The sequence below is a fragment of the Mucilaginibacter kameinonensis genome (assembly GCF_003675385.1).
GTDB lineage: Bacteria > Bacteroidota > Bacteroidia > Sphingobacteriales > Sphingobacteriaceae > Mucilaginibacter > Mucilaginibacter kameinonensis.
In genome coordinates, this window is sequence record NZ_RCWZ01000005.1 from 76,185 (window position 1) to 91,466 (window position 15,282).

Here is a 15,282-nt window from a genome sequence, read left to right on the forward strand (position 1 = left end):
TTTAGGATTGTCTTGATGGATCTATTATGATGATATCAGGAAATTCCAAAATCATGCAAATCACGGTTAAAGATATAACATTCATATGATCAACAGACAATTAGCTCCTGAGTTCAGGGCTATCGATAATATTAGCCTGATCAGGCCGCAACATCTGCCGCTTGATAATGGCGTTAACATTTTTTGCTTCAACTCCGGCGATCAGGAGTTGGTGCGCATCGAATGGATCTTCAGTAACCTGACTTTTGATCCGGCAAAACCATTGTTAAACATGGCTGTAAACTCCATGCTTACGGATGGTACCAAAACTTTAACCGCCGCGCAAATTGCCGATAAAATTGATTTTTACGGCGCCTTTTTGCAGGTAGACTATGGGTATGAAAATTCGCAGGTAACTTTATACAGCTTGAATAAGCACCTGCATCATACACTGCCCGTTATTGCCGATATCTTGAATAACTCTATCTTCCCCGAAAAGGAGTTGGAAACATTTAAACGTAATCAGCAGCAAAAACTACAGGTTAGTCTTCAGAAAAATGACGTGGTGGCTCGCCGTGCGTTTAACAGGGCTGTTTACGGTAGTACTATTTTTGGCTATGCGGCAGAAATGGGCGACTACCAAACACTACAGCAGGATGATATGCTGGCCCATTACAAAAAAATGTATCAGCCGGCAAATTGTACCATTGTTATAGCGGGTAAAATAGAATCTGAAACGCTAACGTTGCTGACAGACACATTTGACAAAAGCTGGCCAAATACATCAGAGATTGGTGTAACAATTCAGCCTGATATTAAAGCTGCTGCCGATCTGTTTTATTTTACAGAGAAACCGGAAGCATTGCAATCCGCAATCAGAATAGGTACGCCTATCATCAACCGTTCGCACGCAGACTTTCAGCCGTTGCAGGTTTTGAATACTGTATTGGGTGGTTATTTCGGATCGCGGTTAATGGCCAATATACGTGAAGATAAGGGCTATACCTATGGCATAGGTTCGGGATTAGCTTCATTTAAACAAGTAGGCTCGTTTTTTATAGCTACCGAAGTAGGTGCGGACGTTTGTAAATTGGCAGTTGCAGAAATTGAAAAGGAAATCAATATGCTGAAAACTGAACTGGTACCTGAAGAAGAGTTATCCCTGGTGCGCAACTATATGTTGGGATCGTTATTGGGCAGCCTCGAAAATGTATTTTCACATGCCGACAAGTTCAAGAGTATCTATTTTGCCGGTTTGGATTATGATTACTACGACAGGTATACTACAACGGTAAAAAATATAACATCAGATAAGCTGATCCAGTTGGCTAATACTTATTTTAACTTCGACCAGTTTTATAAGGTAATAGTAGGGAAATATTGATTGTTTGATTGTTTGATTGGGGATTTCGGAATTCCGATTTCGGATTTCGGATTTATTTTGATTTTAGATGTTCTATTTCTGTTAACTTAAATGGAACATCTAAAATTGTAAATACTCATACCGAAATCCGAAATCGAACATCCCAATTCCGATAATTCTGAATTATCATCTGAAGGCAATTTTAAATAAATCCGAAATCGAAATTCCGAAATCCGAAATATTTTATTACCTTTGCCCGGCAAATAATAACTCCAAAATAATTATTTGCTATGCAGTTAGACCCATCAAAATTTGTTGCCGAAGGATTAACTTACGACGACGTTTTACTACTCCCGGCTTATTCAGAAGTTTTACCGCGCGAAGTGAATACCGGAACTTACTTAACTAAGAGCATCCGTTTAAACATTCCTATTATCTCGGCCGCTATGGATACCGTTACCGAGGCTGAGCTGGCTATTGCCATTGCTCAGGCGGGTGGTATTGGTATGTTACACAAAAACATGACCATCCAGGCTCAGGCAGACGAGGTGCGCAAGGTGAAACGTTCAGAAAGCGGAATGATCCAGGATCCTGTTACCTTACGCGAAGATGCTTTGTTAGCAGATGCCTTTCAACTGATGAAAGAATTCAGCATTGGCGGTATCCCTGTTATTGATGCAGATCAGAACCTGAAAGGTATCATCACCAACCGCGATCTTCGTTTCCAAAAGGATATGAGCGTTCCGGTAACGGAGGTAATGACCAAAACTAACCTGATTACTGCACCGGAAGGCACTACTTTGGTTGATGCTGCCAACATATTGCAAAGTAATAAGATTGAGAAACTACCTGTAATTAATAAAGATGGGAAACTGGTAGGCCTGATCACTTATAAAGATATTCAAAAAGTTAAAAACTTTCCTAACGCATGTAAAGACGAATTTGGTCGTTTACGCGTAGGTGCCGCTGTTGGTGTAGCTGCTGATAATATTGACCGTGTAACCGCACTGGTTAACGCTGGTGTTGATGTTGTTACGGTTGATACAGCTCACGGCCATTCAAAAGGAGTTATTGATATGGTTAAAGCGGTTAAAAAGCTTTACCCAAACCTGCAGGTAATTGCAGGTAACATCGCCACCGGTGATGCTGCCATTGCCCTTGCCGATGCCGGTGCTGATGCTGTTAAGGTTGGTATTGGTCCGGGTTCAATTTGTACTACCCGTATCATTGCAGGTGTTGGTGTACCTCAATTATATGCGGTATATGAGTGCGCCAAAGCACTTGAAGGCCGTGGCATCCCGGTAATTGCCGATGGTGGTATCAAACAAACAGGCGATATTGTAAAAGCTATTGCTGCAGGTGCGAGTTCAATCATGGCAGGTTCATTATTTGCAGGTGTTGAAGAATCACCAGGCGAAACTATCATTTATGAAGGCCGTAAATTTAAATCATACCGCGGTATGGGTTCGGTAGAAGCTATGGCAAAAGGTTCAAAAGACCGCTATTTCCAGGACGAGACCGATGTAGTAACCAAACTGGTTCCTGAAGGTATTGTTGGTCGCGTGCCATTTAAAGGCAGTATGGCCGAAGTTATATTCCAGTACATTGGCGGTTTACGTGCAGGTATGCACTACTGCGGTGCTGCTAATATCGAGGATTTGCAAAAAGCCAAGTTTGTTCGTATCACTGCTGCCGGTATGCGCGAAAGCCATCCGCACGATATTACAATTACTAAAGAAGCACCTAACTATACCAGCAGGTAATTCTATAAAAAGTAAAATCTCATACGCCCTAAAGTTCAATTTATTTGCGAACTTTAGGGCGTATTTGTTTACCGAACCTTATCTGCTTGTAATTAAATGAAATTTCTTGTCCCTGCTTTTTTATTCCTGTTGTTGTTAGTTGTTATCATTATTGTACGCAAATCTGCCCGGGCAAAAAGTTCCGGTTCTGTTGGGTTGCTCGTTAATCCAGCAGAAAATGACAATGGCGCTGTAGATATTAATCTAAGTATCGATCACAAAACAAAACTCGATTCATCTACCGTTTATGATTTAAAGGCAACATATAAAAACAAGCTTGTCGGCTTTAAAATAGAAATTCCCGACAAGGACAAGCAAAACGAAAGGGGATTTGGAAACGGAATAACCATAAAAACCCTTGGCAAACAAAGTGATGATTTTAGAAATGCCCTGAGTGATATTTATGGATTAGATACATCGGTTAAAAAGTTTCCTGAAAAAGTAAACGTTTCCTATGTAGATCTTCACCAGTTTGCCAAAAGCTATACTAAAAAAAGTATCGAGAATAGCCCATATTCAACTGAATTGAAATTGCTTTTCCAGTCGGATAAAGGAGATCAGGCAGAGCTTTATCTAAACATCCGTAACGATGAAAAGGTTATTGAATTTGCCGAAAAAGACGAAGAATACCGTAAGCCGCTGGTGGAGTTTTTAACTCAGCAATAAATCACGCAATTAACAGGTAACAAAAGCTTAATTGGGCTTTAAACAAATTTCGTTATCATTGGGCATGAAATCTATTTGTGTATTCTGTGGCGCTAATTTTAATGGCGATGCTGCATTAAAACAAGCTATTGAACAACTGGCAGAGGTAATGGTAGGCCGGGACATATCGCTGGTATATGGCGGAGGCAAAGTTGGAGTTATGGGTTTAATAGCCGATGCTGTTTTAAGCCGGGGAGGAAAAGCCATCGGAATTATCCCCCAGTTTTTGATGGATAAAGAAGTTGGGCACACCGGTTTAACCGAGTTGCATATAGTAGAGAACATGCATCAGCGTAAAAAAATGATGAGTGACATGAGCGATGGTATCATCACACTTCCTGGTGGTGTTGGTACGCTCGAAGAATTTTTTGAGGTACTTACCTGGCTGCAATTAGGCTTGCATTCGTCTCCGGTAGGTTTGCTTAATGTGAACGGTTTTTACGATCTGTTATTGAAGCAGTTGGATTTTATGGTTGAGCAACGTTTTCTAAAGCCGGTTAACCGCGATTTGATCATAACCTCAGGAGATGCTATTGAATTGGTAAACCTGATGGATAATTTCAAAGCCACACCTGAAGAGGTTTGGTTTAAGAATAAGGACCTTACTTAGTTTGCCTGAATACATCTTCAAAACAAATCAGTTCATACTTGCGGTTTTGTGACTGGAAATTTTCTAAATTACATTTCCTATCTAAAACCAATTATGAATATCGAATTCAATAAAAATGAAGATATTAATAAGCAGCTTGTTTATGAACTAAACACCCGGCTTAACAAAGTATACCAGGGTGGCGGCGAAAAGGCGGCTGCCAAACAAAAGGAAAAAGGAAAAATGCTTGCCCGTGAGCGGGTAAATTACCTGATTGATAAAGATAAACCATGGCTGGAGGTTGGCGCCTTTGTTGCCGATGGGATGTATGCAGAGCATGGTGGTTGCCCATCTGGCGGAGTTGTTTGCGGTATCGGGTATATAGCAGGCAGGCAATGTGTTGTTGTGGCTAACGATGCCACTGTAAAAGCCGGTGCCTGGTTTCCTATAACAGCTAAAAAGAACCTTCGCGCCCAGGAAATAGCTATCGAGAATAAATTACCTATCATTTATCTTGTCGATTCGGCTGGCGTTTATTTGCCTTTGCAGGATGAGATTTTTCCCGATAAGGAGCATTTCGGCAGGATCTTCCGTAACAATGCCGTAATGAGCAGCATGGGAATTATTCAAATTGCCGCTATTATGGGCTCATGCGTTGCCGGCGGTGCTTACCTGCCCATCATGAGCGATGAAGCGATGATTGTAGAGGGGACTGGTTCAGTTTTCCTGGCGGGGTCATATCTTGTAAAATCGGCTATTGGTGAGGATGTAGATAACGAAACACTCGGCGGTGCAACCACGCATTGCGAGATCTCGGGTGTTACCGATTATAAGCAACCTAACGATAAAGCGGCGCTTGATTCTATCCGCAATATTATGAGCATGACCGGCGATTATACCAAAGCCGGTTTCGACAGGATCCATTCATCGATTCCGAAACTTGACGAAAAAGAGATTTACGGCATACTGCCGGATAACAGGGAGAAAGCGTACGATATGATGGAGATTATCCTTCGCTTGTTGGATAACTCAGAATTTGAGCCTTATAAAGATGGTTACGGCCAATCTATTATCTGCGGGTTGGGCCGGATTGATGGTTGGGCTGTGGGGATTGTCGCTAATCAACGTAAGGTAATCAAATCAAAAAAAGGGGAGATGCAGTTTGGCGGCGTGATTTATTCTGATTCGGCAGATAAGGCTACCCGGTTTATCATGAACTGTAATCAGAAAAAGATTCCGTTGGTGTTTTTACAGGATGTTACAGGTTTTATGGTAGGCAGCCGGTCGGAGCAGGGAGGTATTATAAAAGATGGGGCTAAAATGGTGAATGCCGTAGCAAACTCCGTAGTCCCTAAGTTTACTATTGTGGTAGGTAATAGTTATGGAGCCGGCAATTATGCTATGTGTGGCAAAGCTTATGACCCGAGATTGATCTTTGCCTGGCCATCAGCAAAAATCGCGGTGATGGGTGGCGGACAAGCTGCTAAAACCCTGTTACAGATCCAGGCCGCTGGTCTTAAAGCCAAAGGCGAAGAAGTTGATGCAGTAAAAGAGGCTGAACTATTGAAACAAATAACAGATAAATATAATTCCCAAACTACCCCATATTATGCCGCTGCCCGCCTTTGGGTTGATGGGATCATTGATCCGCTTGAAACACGCAAGGTAATATCAATGGGAATTGAAGCGGCCAATCACGCGCCTATTGAAAAGGCTTTCAATGTAGGTGTGATACAGACGTAGTCTTTGGTGATTAGAGTTGGAGATAAGAGATTAGTAAAAGAAAAAGCGCCATTCCGGATCCCGGAATGGCGCTTTTTTGAAATCTTGTTTTACCCTCTATGTCTTTTATGCTTTTTCTTTGAAGAGCCTGAAGACGATGAGCTTTGTTTTTCGGACGACTTTTTCTGCTCAGTTTTAGCAGGTTGATTATCGGATGCTTTATTGTTTACATCCGTAGAATCTTTGCTTAGTTGTTTTACGGTGAATTCATTGCCGCGTAAGCCATATTCCAGCTGGCGTTTAGCGCCCGAAGGCTTTGCCTCCTTACCGGTGCCATTGAATATCGGGAACTCACGCATCAGTTTTCCATCCCTGATATAAAAGTTATCGTTACCACGATAGCCTTTACGCTGTGAGCTTGTCAGCTTTGGAAAGTCGAGCTTGTTTGCTTTGTTGTTGTTAAATTCAAAAGCATAGATTGACGCGTAATTTGTTGTGTCTTTTGATTTAGCCTGGATCAGTATCTCAGGGTTACCATCCACATCCATGTCCGAATTGTAAACATCAACAATAGCACCATCCAGGTCACCGGTGGTTGTGGTGTATTTAATAGCAGCTGAATCCGAATGTAATATCATGAACGACCCGGCTTCTTCAGCACCACGCCCCCAGCTTAAAACATCATAGCTTTGCCCAGGCGATACCTCTATCAGTTTGTGAAACCTGAAAGGCGCCATAAATTCCGGCTTTTTAGGTGCCGTGGGAGCGGCAGGCGTTTTTGTTTCTTGCCTGCCGCATCCTGCCATTAATGCGCTCATCGCAAACGCAAAAAGGTAAAGCCTGTTAGTCATATTTTATATAGTTCAACTTAGTTGTACAATGTATCCGGCGTTAACTCGGCCTTTGTTTTGCCCGGAGCGGTTATAAACAGCTTCAGCGAAACAGGACCGGTTCCCTGGTCAAAATATTTTACGGTTACTTTATGGTAGCCTTTTAATAACGGAGCGGCACCCATTTCCTCATTCATCCCATGTTTTCCATCGTTGTTAACTACTGGCTGATCGTCAATTAATAAAACCGAACCACCTGTAGACAACGTAGAGAAGCCATAAACTCCATCGGCATCAATATTAACAAATCCTGTATAAATTACACCGTATTTGCTTTTATTTTTTCTCAGATCGGCGGTATTAAAGGTTTTGGTCACGCCGCTATCGATAGGCATACCACTTAATTGATTGGTGCTGGTATATAAACCAGGATAAACCTGGTACTTAACTCCGTTTGCAGAACCTGTATAAGTAACGGCAGCCATCGGCGCTTTATTATAAACCAATGTACGGGTAACGTTACTGCGCTTGCCCGATGGGGTAATTACAATAGTTTGTAATTCACGGTATTGATCAACAGGTACATCAAAATTCAGCTGGGTTGTATATATCAGGTCTGTTTCGCGAGGCGTGTAGCCATCAATAGTGTAATGAACTTTAGCACCCTCAACAGATGGTTTTAATAGCGCAGTTAATTTGCTGCCTATCATTACTGTATCTTTTGCGCCAATGGCAGTTGGTACGTGATAATCAAAGCCATTTTTATCCAGCCATGCTAAGTGCCCCGGTAAACGGGTATCGGCAAAATCAGTATAGTTTTTATTTGCCAACGGCGACCATGCCACCTCAGATAAGGCGAGTAACCTTGGTAATAGCATAAATTCTACCTTAGCATCTGTCGCTATATATTCCGTCCATAAATTTGCTTGCACGCCTTTAATGTATTTCTGCTCATCTGGCGATAATACAGCAGGGGTAGGGTTATAGCTGTAAATTTTTGAAAGCGGTTCGTTTCCACCAATGCTCAATGGTTCCTGGCTTGGTTTGCCCTGACCGTGGTCTATATATAAACCATTGCTTCCCGGCGTCATGATCACATCATGTTTTTGTTGCGCTGCTGCTATACCGCCGTCTTCACCTCGCCAGCTCATCACTGTGGCATTAGGAGCAAGGCCCCCCTCTAAGATCTCATCCCAACCGATAATGCTCCGGCCTTTTGAGTTTAAAAATTTCTCAATACGTTGTATAAAATAGCTTTGCAGCGCGTGCTCGTCTTTAAGTTTCAACTTTTTAATTAATTGCTGGCAAAAAGCAGAGTTCTTCCAGGCATCTTTTGGCGCTTCGTCACCACCAATATGGATATACTTACTGGGGAAAAGTGCCATCACTTCGGTCAACACATCCTGTAAAAAAGCGAATGTTTTCTCGTTAGGGCAATAAATATCATTGAATACGCCCCAGGTTTCAGCTGGCTTGTATGTTTTTGACGGGTCGCAGCTTAACTCAGGATAAGCAGCCAGAGCGGCTTGTGAGTGGCCAGGCATTTCAATTTCCGGAACAATGGTAATGAACCTGTCGGATGCGTATTTTACCACTTCCCTGATTTGATCCTGTGTATAAAAGCCTCCATACGGAGTTCCGTCAAACTGCTGCGGTGTACGGTCGTGGTAACCGCCAATAAGCGTTTGTGCACGCATGCTGCTGATTTGCGTAAGCTTAGGATATTTTTTGATCTCAATGCGCCAGCCTTGATCTTCGGTCAGGTGCCAGTGAAAAGTGTTCAATTTGTAAGCAGCTAATAGGTCAATATATTTCTTAACCATCTCCACGCCAAAAAAGTGACGCCCAACATCAAGCATAGCACCCCTGTAGCCAAAACGCGGGTAATCTTCAACCTGCACACATGGCAGTTTAATAGTTGCGGCGTGTTCGGCCGGCATCAACTGAAGCAGGGTTTGTACGCCGTAAAATAATCCGGCACCTTTGCCTGCAACAATGACCTGCTGTGGTGTAATGGTTAAACGATATCCTTCGGCGGGTAAGCCGTCGGTACCGGCAGTGGTAAGGGTTATAACATTTGCGCTTGTCCCGCCTTTAACAATAACAGGCTTGTTATAAGCCTGGTTATTAGCCAGGTAGTCTTTGAAAAATACTACGGCTTTGTTTGAAGGCGTGTCCGCCTGGATGGTGGTTTCCTGGCTCAAAACAAATTGTCCGGGAGCTTTTTTTAATGAAACAGGGGCGGGGATGATACCCAGATTTGGGTCGCTGTTTTGCGCGTTTACAGTGGCTGTACTAACTGCAAGCGCGGCAAGCAGTATCAAAGAGGCCTTCTTATACATAATTTATCAATCAGGTTAGTGTGAGCCCGTAAGATAAAACTTTTTAAAAAAATATAAAAAGTTTTAGTCGGTAAAAAGTTTGTTCAATAATTCATTAGGTATTTGTTTGAACTCGAATTTGCATAATTACGCGAACAAACAGAATGCTCTAAATAAATTCGAAAGAACCTTGTACGCGTTTGATGCGGGTATTGATAACAGTATTCAAAGTGAAGTCCCGTACATCCGAGAAATCGTCCCAGATTCTGGTTCTGAGTTTGGACGTTGCCTGCGGCCCGGGCTGTACGCTCATACTGCACAGGGCCTTAGCCACTTGGCCGGTATCCGCTGCCATCCCTAACGCAAGTGCCGAAAGTTTGATAAATGATATTGCCCCTAATAAAAAAAGCGATAGTGTTAACTATCGCTTTTTGAGGCTAAGAAACTAATCTCTTACCTCCAATCTCTAACCACTAATTACGCTGTTACCACATGCTCTTTGGCTGCCAGGTAACGCTCTGCGTCAATGGCGGCCATACAACCGGTACCTGCTGCTGTTACAGCCTGACGGTAAATGTGATCCTGGGCATCGCCGGCACAAAATACGCCTTCAACATTGGTTTCAGTTGAACCCGGACGGGTAATGATATAACCGGTTTCGTCCATGTGTAACCAGCCTTTAAAGATATCGGTATTAGGGTGATGTCCAATTGCCACGAAGAAGCCGGTAACATCAAGATCCGTTTCGGCATTGGTTTGGTTATTGATCACTTTAACTCCGGTAACACTTTGGCCATCACCTAAAATTTCTTTGGTTTCGGTATTATATAAAATTTCGATGTTCGGCGTATTCAATACACGGTGAACCATCGCTTTTGAAGCACGGAACTCATCCCTGCGAACAATCATATATACCTTACGGGCCAATTTAGCTAAGTAGGTAGCTTCTTCGGCAGCGGTATCACCGGCGCCAACAATAGCTACATCCTGGCCTTTAAAGAAAAAGCCATCGCAAACAGCGCAGGCAGAAACACCAAAACCGCTGTATTTTTGCTCTGACTCCAAACCAAGCCATTTAGCCGAAGCGCCGGTTGAAATAATTACAGTATCGGCAGTGATGGTTTTTACATCATCTACTACAACTTTATGAGGCAGGCTCGAAAAATCTACAGAACTTACATAACCAAAACGGATTTCGGTACCCAGGCGTTCAGCCTGTTTGCGGAAATCTTCCATCAACTCAGGGCCCATAATTCCTTGCGGGTATCCGGGGAAGTTTTCAACTTCGGTAGTTTGTGTAAGCTGACCACCTGCCAGTAAACCAGTATACATAACAGGTTTAAGATCAGCACGGGAAGCATATATAGCTGCAGTGTAACCTGCAGGACCTGATCCAATGATCAGGCATTTTACGTGTTCAGTTTCTTGAGACATTTTATTATAAATGAGTTGCGAATTTACGATTTTAAGCGCATAAGGCAAAGCGCATATCGTCAACAAAGTGACATCATTTGCCCGTGTTTGCCGCGAGTACCCGCATTACGTTACCTCCCAATATTTTATCAATATCCTTTTGGGTATTGCCCAGTTTTAGCAACTCCTCGGTTATTTTAGGATAATCGGTAACACTATCCAATCCCAGTGGGTAAGATTCGGCACCATCAAAATCTGATCCTATGCCTACGTAGTCAACCCCAATAAGTTTCACTATATAATCAATGTGTTTAATCAGCAGGTCAAGTGGCGGCCTTAGTTTGTCCGATTCGGTTTTGTACAAGGCATTTATCCTGATATTGGCCAGATCGACATCATGGTAAACTTTTGTCAATGAGTCGAGTTCTGCCTTGTGTTGGCCCAAAAACTTAAGCACTTTTGGTGTATAGGTGCTATCAACAAAACCACTATAAAAATTAATGCATACCACGCCGCCATTTTTTGCCAGCGATTTCAGTTGATCATCTTTTAAATTACGGCGGTTAGGGTCAATGCTATAGGCACAACTATGTGAGGCTATAACAGGTTTTGATGTAGTTGCCAGCACATCATAAAAAGTGCGTTCACCAACATGTGATACATCAACCATAACGCCAAGATCATTCAGGTGCTTTACTATTTGCTTGCCATAATCTGTTAGACCTAAATGTGTCAGGCTGTCTTTTTTAGTGACCTCGTCGCGTGCCGAAGTTGCCCATGAAGTACTGTTGTTCCATGTTAGTGTAAGGTAGCGCATGCCACGCTTTGCCAGGCTGTCAATGTAATCTATCCTGTCCTCAATCATATGACCACCCTCAACGCCTATCAACGCAGCCAACTTTTTCGCAGCGACTGCTTTCTTCAGTTCAGTTGTGTTACGAACAAGGGCTATTTTATCGGGGTTGCGTTTGATGAGCGCGTATAATGAGTCAATTTCCCGGTTGGCAAAAGCAAACGCCGTTCCCTTGCCATAACTTTCGCCGCACCAGATGGAAAAAATCTGCGCATCGAGGCCTCCTTCTTTAGCGCGAACCAAATCAAAATTTCCTTCGCTTTGTCGTTTACCCAAATCAGCCCCAGTTATCAGTTCGTTTGAAATAACATCATTATGCGTGTCAATTAAAATAGCCTTTTGATGTATTTGCTGAGCATTTTGGGCTGATAATCTCAACGCCAGTAGTAAAGGGAAAATTAAGAGCGACTTTCTCATTTAGGAAGATAGAAAAATAATCTTGTTTTATCCGATAATTACCAGGTCACTCAACTGATTATTGATGAATTCCATTTCTTCGCCATTAATATGAATGTTGATGGCCTTTGCATTTTGAACAGATTGCTCGGCATTGCGCGCTCCAACCAGGGCCACGGTTATACCCGGATGGTTGATTGTCCAGCGAATTACCAATTGCCCAAGCGTAGCGCCTTTTTCATCGGCTAAGGGTTTTATTTTGGCGAGGAAAGCATTGGTACTTTCGATGTTCTGATCCTTGAAATATTTAACGCCTGCACGATGATCACCTTCGCCGAAATTTTGGCCCGCCTTCATTTTACCGGTCAGCAAACCGCGCTCAAGCGGGCTGTAAGCCAAAATAGCTTTCCTGCTCTCGATACAATAAGGGATCAACTCATCCTCAATATCGCGGTTAACCATGCTGAACGGAACCTGGTTTGCAGCCAGTTTAATACTCTTTGCTGCAGTTTGCATTTGGCTTACATCATAATTGCAAACACCGGCTTCGCGAATCTTACCCTGTTCTTTCAAACGTAAAATTGCTTCCATGGTTTCCTCGATAGGAGTGGTTTTGTCCGACCAATGGATCTGGTACAAGTCGATATAATCGGTGCCAAGACGTTTTAGGCTGCTTTCGCACTCGGCAATAATGCTGTCTTTACCAGCGTATCGATAAACATCGATGTCCTTACCGTTATTATCCTTGCTTTTAAAAAAGAATTCGCCTTTGGCAAGGTCCCAGCGCAAGCCGTATTTAGTAAGTATCTGCACTTTATCGCGAGGGAAATCTTTGATGGCTTTGCCAACAAGTTCTTCGCTTTTGCCCTGTCCGTAAACGGGGGCTGTATCAATTGAAGTTATTCCGTGATCATAAGCAGTGCGCATAGCATCAATAGCTTCCTGGTCGTCATTGCCGCCCCACATCCAGCCTCCTGCTGCCCATGCACCAAAGGTTATTGCCGATACGCTTAGTTTACTTTCACCTAATTTTCTGTATTCCATTTTTAAGAGTAGATTGTTGTTGTATGCACCAAATATATTTATTTAAACATTATTTGAAAGTGCTATCGTTTATCGATAATAATGTTATCGCTTTAAACGATTACTATTAATAGAAATATCCCGCATTTTAAATGAAATCACCATAGCTGCATATTTAAAAAATTAATTACCACATTTGTAAATAGCACAACCACCTATATAAAATATGTATTTTTTATATCCTGCTTTTTTATTCGCGTTATTGAGCCTCGCTATACCGGTTGTGATCCACCTGTTCAACTTTCGTAAGTACAAAAAGGTATATTTCAGCAATGTGCAGTTTTTAAAGGAGGTACAGGAGCAGCAGGCTTCGCGTCGCAACTTAAAAGAGCGGTTGATCCTGGCTTCGCGTTTACTTGCTTTGCTGTTCCTGATCCTGGCATTTGCCCGACCTTATATTCCTGGCGCTCAGAGCGTTAATGCAGGTAAACAACAGGCGATCAGCGTATTTGTAGATAATTCATACTCCATGCAAACGCTTAACCGCGAGGGTTCATTGCTTGATGAAGCTAAACGGAGAGCTAAGGAGATAGCTTCCGCTTATAATATTAATGATCGGTTCCAGCTGCTTACACAGGATTTTGAAGGTAAACATCAACGTTTGCTGAGCCGTGATGAATTTAATGATGCTGTAGACGCGGTAAAGGTTAGTCCGCAAAGCCGGAATCTGCAGCAGGTGATCAGCAGGCAGGAAAACTTATTGGAAAATCAAGCGGACGGGTTAAAATCAATCTTTATCATTTCTGATTTCCAGAAAAATAAAAATGATAAACATGTAAAAATTGATAGTAACATCTCAGTTAATCTGGTTCAACTTAAAGCGGGAAATTTGCCTAATGTTGCAGTAGATTCGGCATGGCTGCTAAGTGCGGTGCATCGTCCGGGCGAAAATGAGAAACTGGTTGTGCGCCTGCATAACTATGCTACTGAAAAAGCGGAAAAGATCCCACTGAAAATCCTGGTCAATGGCGAACAGAAAGCGCTTGGTAGCTTCAGCATAAACACGCACGAAGTTCAAAACGATACTTTATCATTTTCGGGTTTAAAAGCCGGCTGGCAACGTGGCGAAATCCAATTGCAGGATAATCCGGTTACCTTTGATAACCAGTTTTACTTTAGCTTCAATGTAAAACAGCAAATGCCTGTTTTATTGATAGACGGCGGTACTCCAAATCCCTATCTGAAAGCGGTTTTTGCTTCCGATACTTTTTTTGCTGCAAACAGGGTAGCCGATGGTAATGTTGATTACGCGGCATTTAATACCTATCCCATAGTTATTGTAAGCGATGTTAAAACGATAGCTACCGGTCTGGCACAACAGTTAAGAACCTATGTGTCCAAAGGAGGAACGCTGGTTGTATTTCCATCGGCCGATGCCGATCTTGCTAATTATAAGTCTTTTTTGTTGGCATTAAACGCGGGGTATCCTGAAAAGCTGGTAACCCAGGATGTAAAAGTGGCCTCTATCAACAGGCAAAGCCAAGTGTTTAAAAACGTATTTGAGAATTTTCCTCAAAACCCGGACCTGCCACTGGTTAAAAAATATTATCAGCTGAGTAAAAGCGGCACTAAACAGGAAAGCTTGATGAACCTGGCTACCGGTGAATCATTTTGGACCGGTTACAGCAATGGAAGAGGAAATGTTTATGTATGTGCGGCGCCGCTTAATGAGGATTTTAGCAGTTTACCAAGGCATGCTTTGTTTGTACCGGTGCTTTTCAGGATAGCTTTGTTAAGCGGACACGACCAGCCGCTGTTTTATACCCTCGGGACAGATGAAAATTTTGAAGTGCCGCCAGTTCAAACTACCGAGAAACAACTGCTTAAACTTACCAAAGGCGATCAAAGCATCATACCAGATGTAAAACAGCAGGAGGGAAGTACGTTATTATATGTTTCGGATCAATTAAACTCTCCCGGAATTTATTCGCTCCGGAAACAGGATAGCACGCTGGCCACGCTGGCTTTTAATGATAACCGGGCAGAATCAGACATGAGTTATTTTACGGCAGCCGATTTGGAAAAATTACTGCCAAATGCAAAGCCCTTATTAACAGCAGGTAACGGTTCGTTAAAAAGCGTTGTTACCGAATCAAATTTTGGCACACAATTATGGAAACTTTGTATAATTTTGGCGTTGATCTTCCTGCTTGCAGAAACATTGTTAATTAGGTTTTATAATCCTGATAAACAAGGTGTTATTCAAGCGGTGTAGTTCGATTCAAA

General features: G+C 42.5%; 11 protein-coding genes. 6 read left to right on the forward strand and 5 right to left on the reverse strand.

The genetic code is table 11. The features are described from left to right. Positions 1-85 precede the first annotated feature (85 nt). From EAH55_RS23400 to EAH55_RS23420, 5 genes are all read left to right on the forward strand, one after another. On the forward strand, positions 86-1,363 hold the full coding sequence (locus EAH55_RS23400) for a M16 family metallopeptidase (RefSeq protein ID WP_121811809.1): 1,278 nt from the start codon (positions 86-88) through the stop codon (positions 1,361-1,363). A gap of 269 nt (positions 1,364-1,632) precedes the next feature. Then, a complete protein-coding gene (gene guaB / locus EAH55_RS23405) occupies positions 1,633-3,105 on the forward strand; it encodes an IMP dehydrogenase (RefSeq protein WP_121811810.1) in 1,473 nt (490 codons plus the stop codon). A 96-nt stretch (positions 3,106-3,201) separates the two neighbouring features. Beyond that, positions 3,202-3,810, forward strand: coding sequence for a hypothetical protein (locus EAH55_RS23410; RefSeq protein WP_121811811.1), 609 nt, complete (start codon positions 3,202-3,204; stop codon positions 3,808-3,810). A gap of 64 nt (positions 3,811-3,874) precedes the next feature. Continuing rightward, complete coding sequence (locus EAH55_RS23415; RefSeq protein ID WP_121811812.1) at positions 3,875-4,459, forward strand: LOG family protein; 585 nt, start codon at positions 3,875-3,877, stop codon at positions 4,457-4,459. A 93-nt stretch (positions 4,460-4,552) separates the two neighbouring features. Continuing rightward, on the forward strand, positions 4,553-6,181 hold the full coding sequence (locus tag EAH55_RS23420; RefSeq protein ID WP_121811813.1) for an acyl-CoA carboxylase subunit beta: 1,629 nt from the start codon (positions 4,553-4,555) through the stop codon (positions 6,179-6,181). An 89-nt stretch (positions 6,182-6,270) separates the two neighbouring features. On the opposite strand, the gene EAH55_RS23425 is transcribed toward EAH55_RS23420, so the two are convergent. From EAH55_RS23425 to EAH55_RS23450, 5 genes are all read right to left on the reverse strand, one after another. After that, on the reverse strand, positions 6,271-7,011 hold the full coding sequence (locus tag EAH55_RS23425) for a hypothetical protein (protein WP_121811814.1): 741 nt from the start codon (positions 7,009-7,011) through the stop codon (positions 6,271-6,273). Positions 7,012-7,028: 17 nt separating this feature from the next. Beyond that, complete coding sequence (locus tag EAH55_RS23430; protein WP_121811815.1) at positions 7,029-9,332, reverse strand: family 20 glycosylhydrolase; 2,304 nt, start codon at positions 9,330-9,332, stop codon at positions 7,029-7,031. A 456-nt stretch (positions 9,333-9,788) separates the two neighbouring features. Next, complete coding sequence (gene trxB / locus EAH55_RS23440; protein ID WP_090526227.1) at positions 9,789-10,745, reverse strand: thioredoxin-disulfide reductase; 957 nt, start codon at positions 10,743-10,745, stop codon at positions 9,789-9,791. Positions 10,746-10,818: 73 nt separating this feature from the next. Then, complete coding sequence (locus EAH55_RS23445; protein WP_121811817.1) at positions 10,819-11,994, reverse strand: dipeptidase; 1,176 nt, start codon at positions 11,992-11,994, stop codon at positions 10,819-10,821. A gap of 27 nt (positions 11,995-12,021) precedes the next feature. Then, positions 12,022-13,017 (reverse strand): aldo/keto reductase, encoded by a 996-nt coding sequence (locus EAH55_RS23450; RefSeq protein WP_121811818.1) that lies wholly within the window; start codon positions 13,015-13,017, stop codon positions 12,022-12,024. A 205-nt stretch (positions 13,018-13,222) separates the two neighbouring features. Between EAH55_RS23450 and EAH55_RS23455 the strand changes: the two genes are divergently transcribed. After that, on the forward strand, positions 13,223-15,271 hold the full coding sequence (locus tag EAH55_RS23455; RefSeq protein ID WP_121811819.1) for a BatA domain-containing protein: 2,049 nt from the start codon (positions 13,223-13,225) through the stop codon (positions 15,269-15,271). Positions 15,272-15,282: the final 11 nt, after the last annotated feature.

Bases quoted from the DNA above. Each gene is read 5' to 3' on its own strand.
- EAH55_RS23430 (WP_121811815.1), bottom strand. From the start codon at position 9,332: ATGTATAAGAAGGCCTCTTTGATACTGCTTGCCGCGCTTGCAGTTAGT.
- trxB (WP_090526227.1), bottom strand. From the start codon at position 10,745: ATGTCTCAAGAAACTGAACACGTAAAATGCCTGATCATTGGATCAGGT.
- EAH55_RS23450 (WP_121811818.1), bottom strand. From the start codon at position 13,017: ATGGAATACAGAAAATTAGGTGAAAGTAAACTAAGCGTATCGGCAATA.
- EAH55_RS23400 (WP_121811809.1), top strand. From the start codon at position 86: ATGATCAACAGACAATTAGCTCCTGAGTTCAGGGCTATCGATAATATT.
- EAH55_RS23410 (WP_121811811.1), top strand. From the start codon at position 3,202: ATGAAATTTCTTGTCCCTGCTTTTTTATTCCTGTTGTTGTTAGTTGTT.
- EAH55_RS23415 (WP_121811812.1), top strand. From the start codon at position 3,875: ATGAAATCTATTTGTGTATTCTGTGGCGCTAATTTTAATGGCGATGCT.
- EAH55_RS23455 (WP_121811819.1), top strand. From the start codon at position 13,223: ATGTATTTTTTATATCCTGCTTTTTTATTCGCGTTATTGAGCCTCGCT.
- EAH55_RS23425 (WP_121811814.1), bottom strand. From the start codon at position 7,011: ATGACTAACAGGCTTTACCTTTTTGCGTTTGCGATGAGCGCATTAATG.
- EAH55_RS23420 (WP_121811813.1), top strand. From the start codon at position 4,553: ATGAATATCGAATTCAATAAAAATGAAGATATTAATAAGCAGCTTGTT.
- guaB (WP_121811810.1), top strand. From the start codon at position 1,633: ATGCAGTTAGACCCATCAAAATTTGTTGCCGAAGGATTAACTTACGAC.
- EAH55_RS23445 (WP_121811817.1), bottom strand. From the start codon at position 11,994: ATGAGAAAGTCGCTCTTAATTTTCCCTTTACTACTGGCGTTGAGATTA.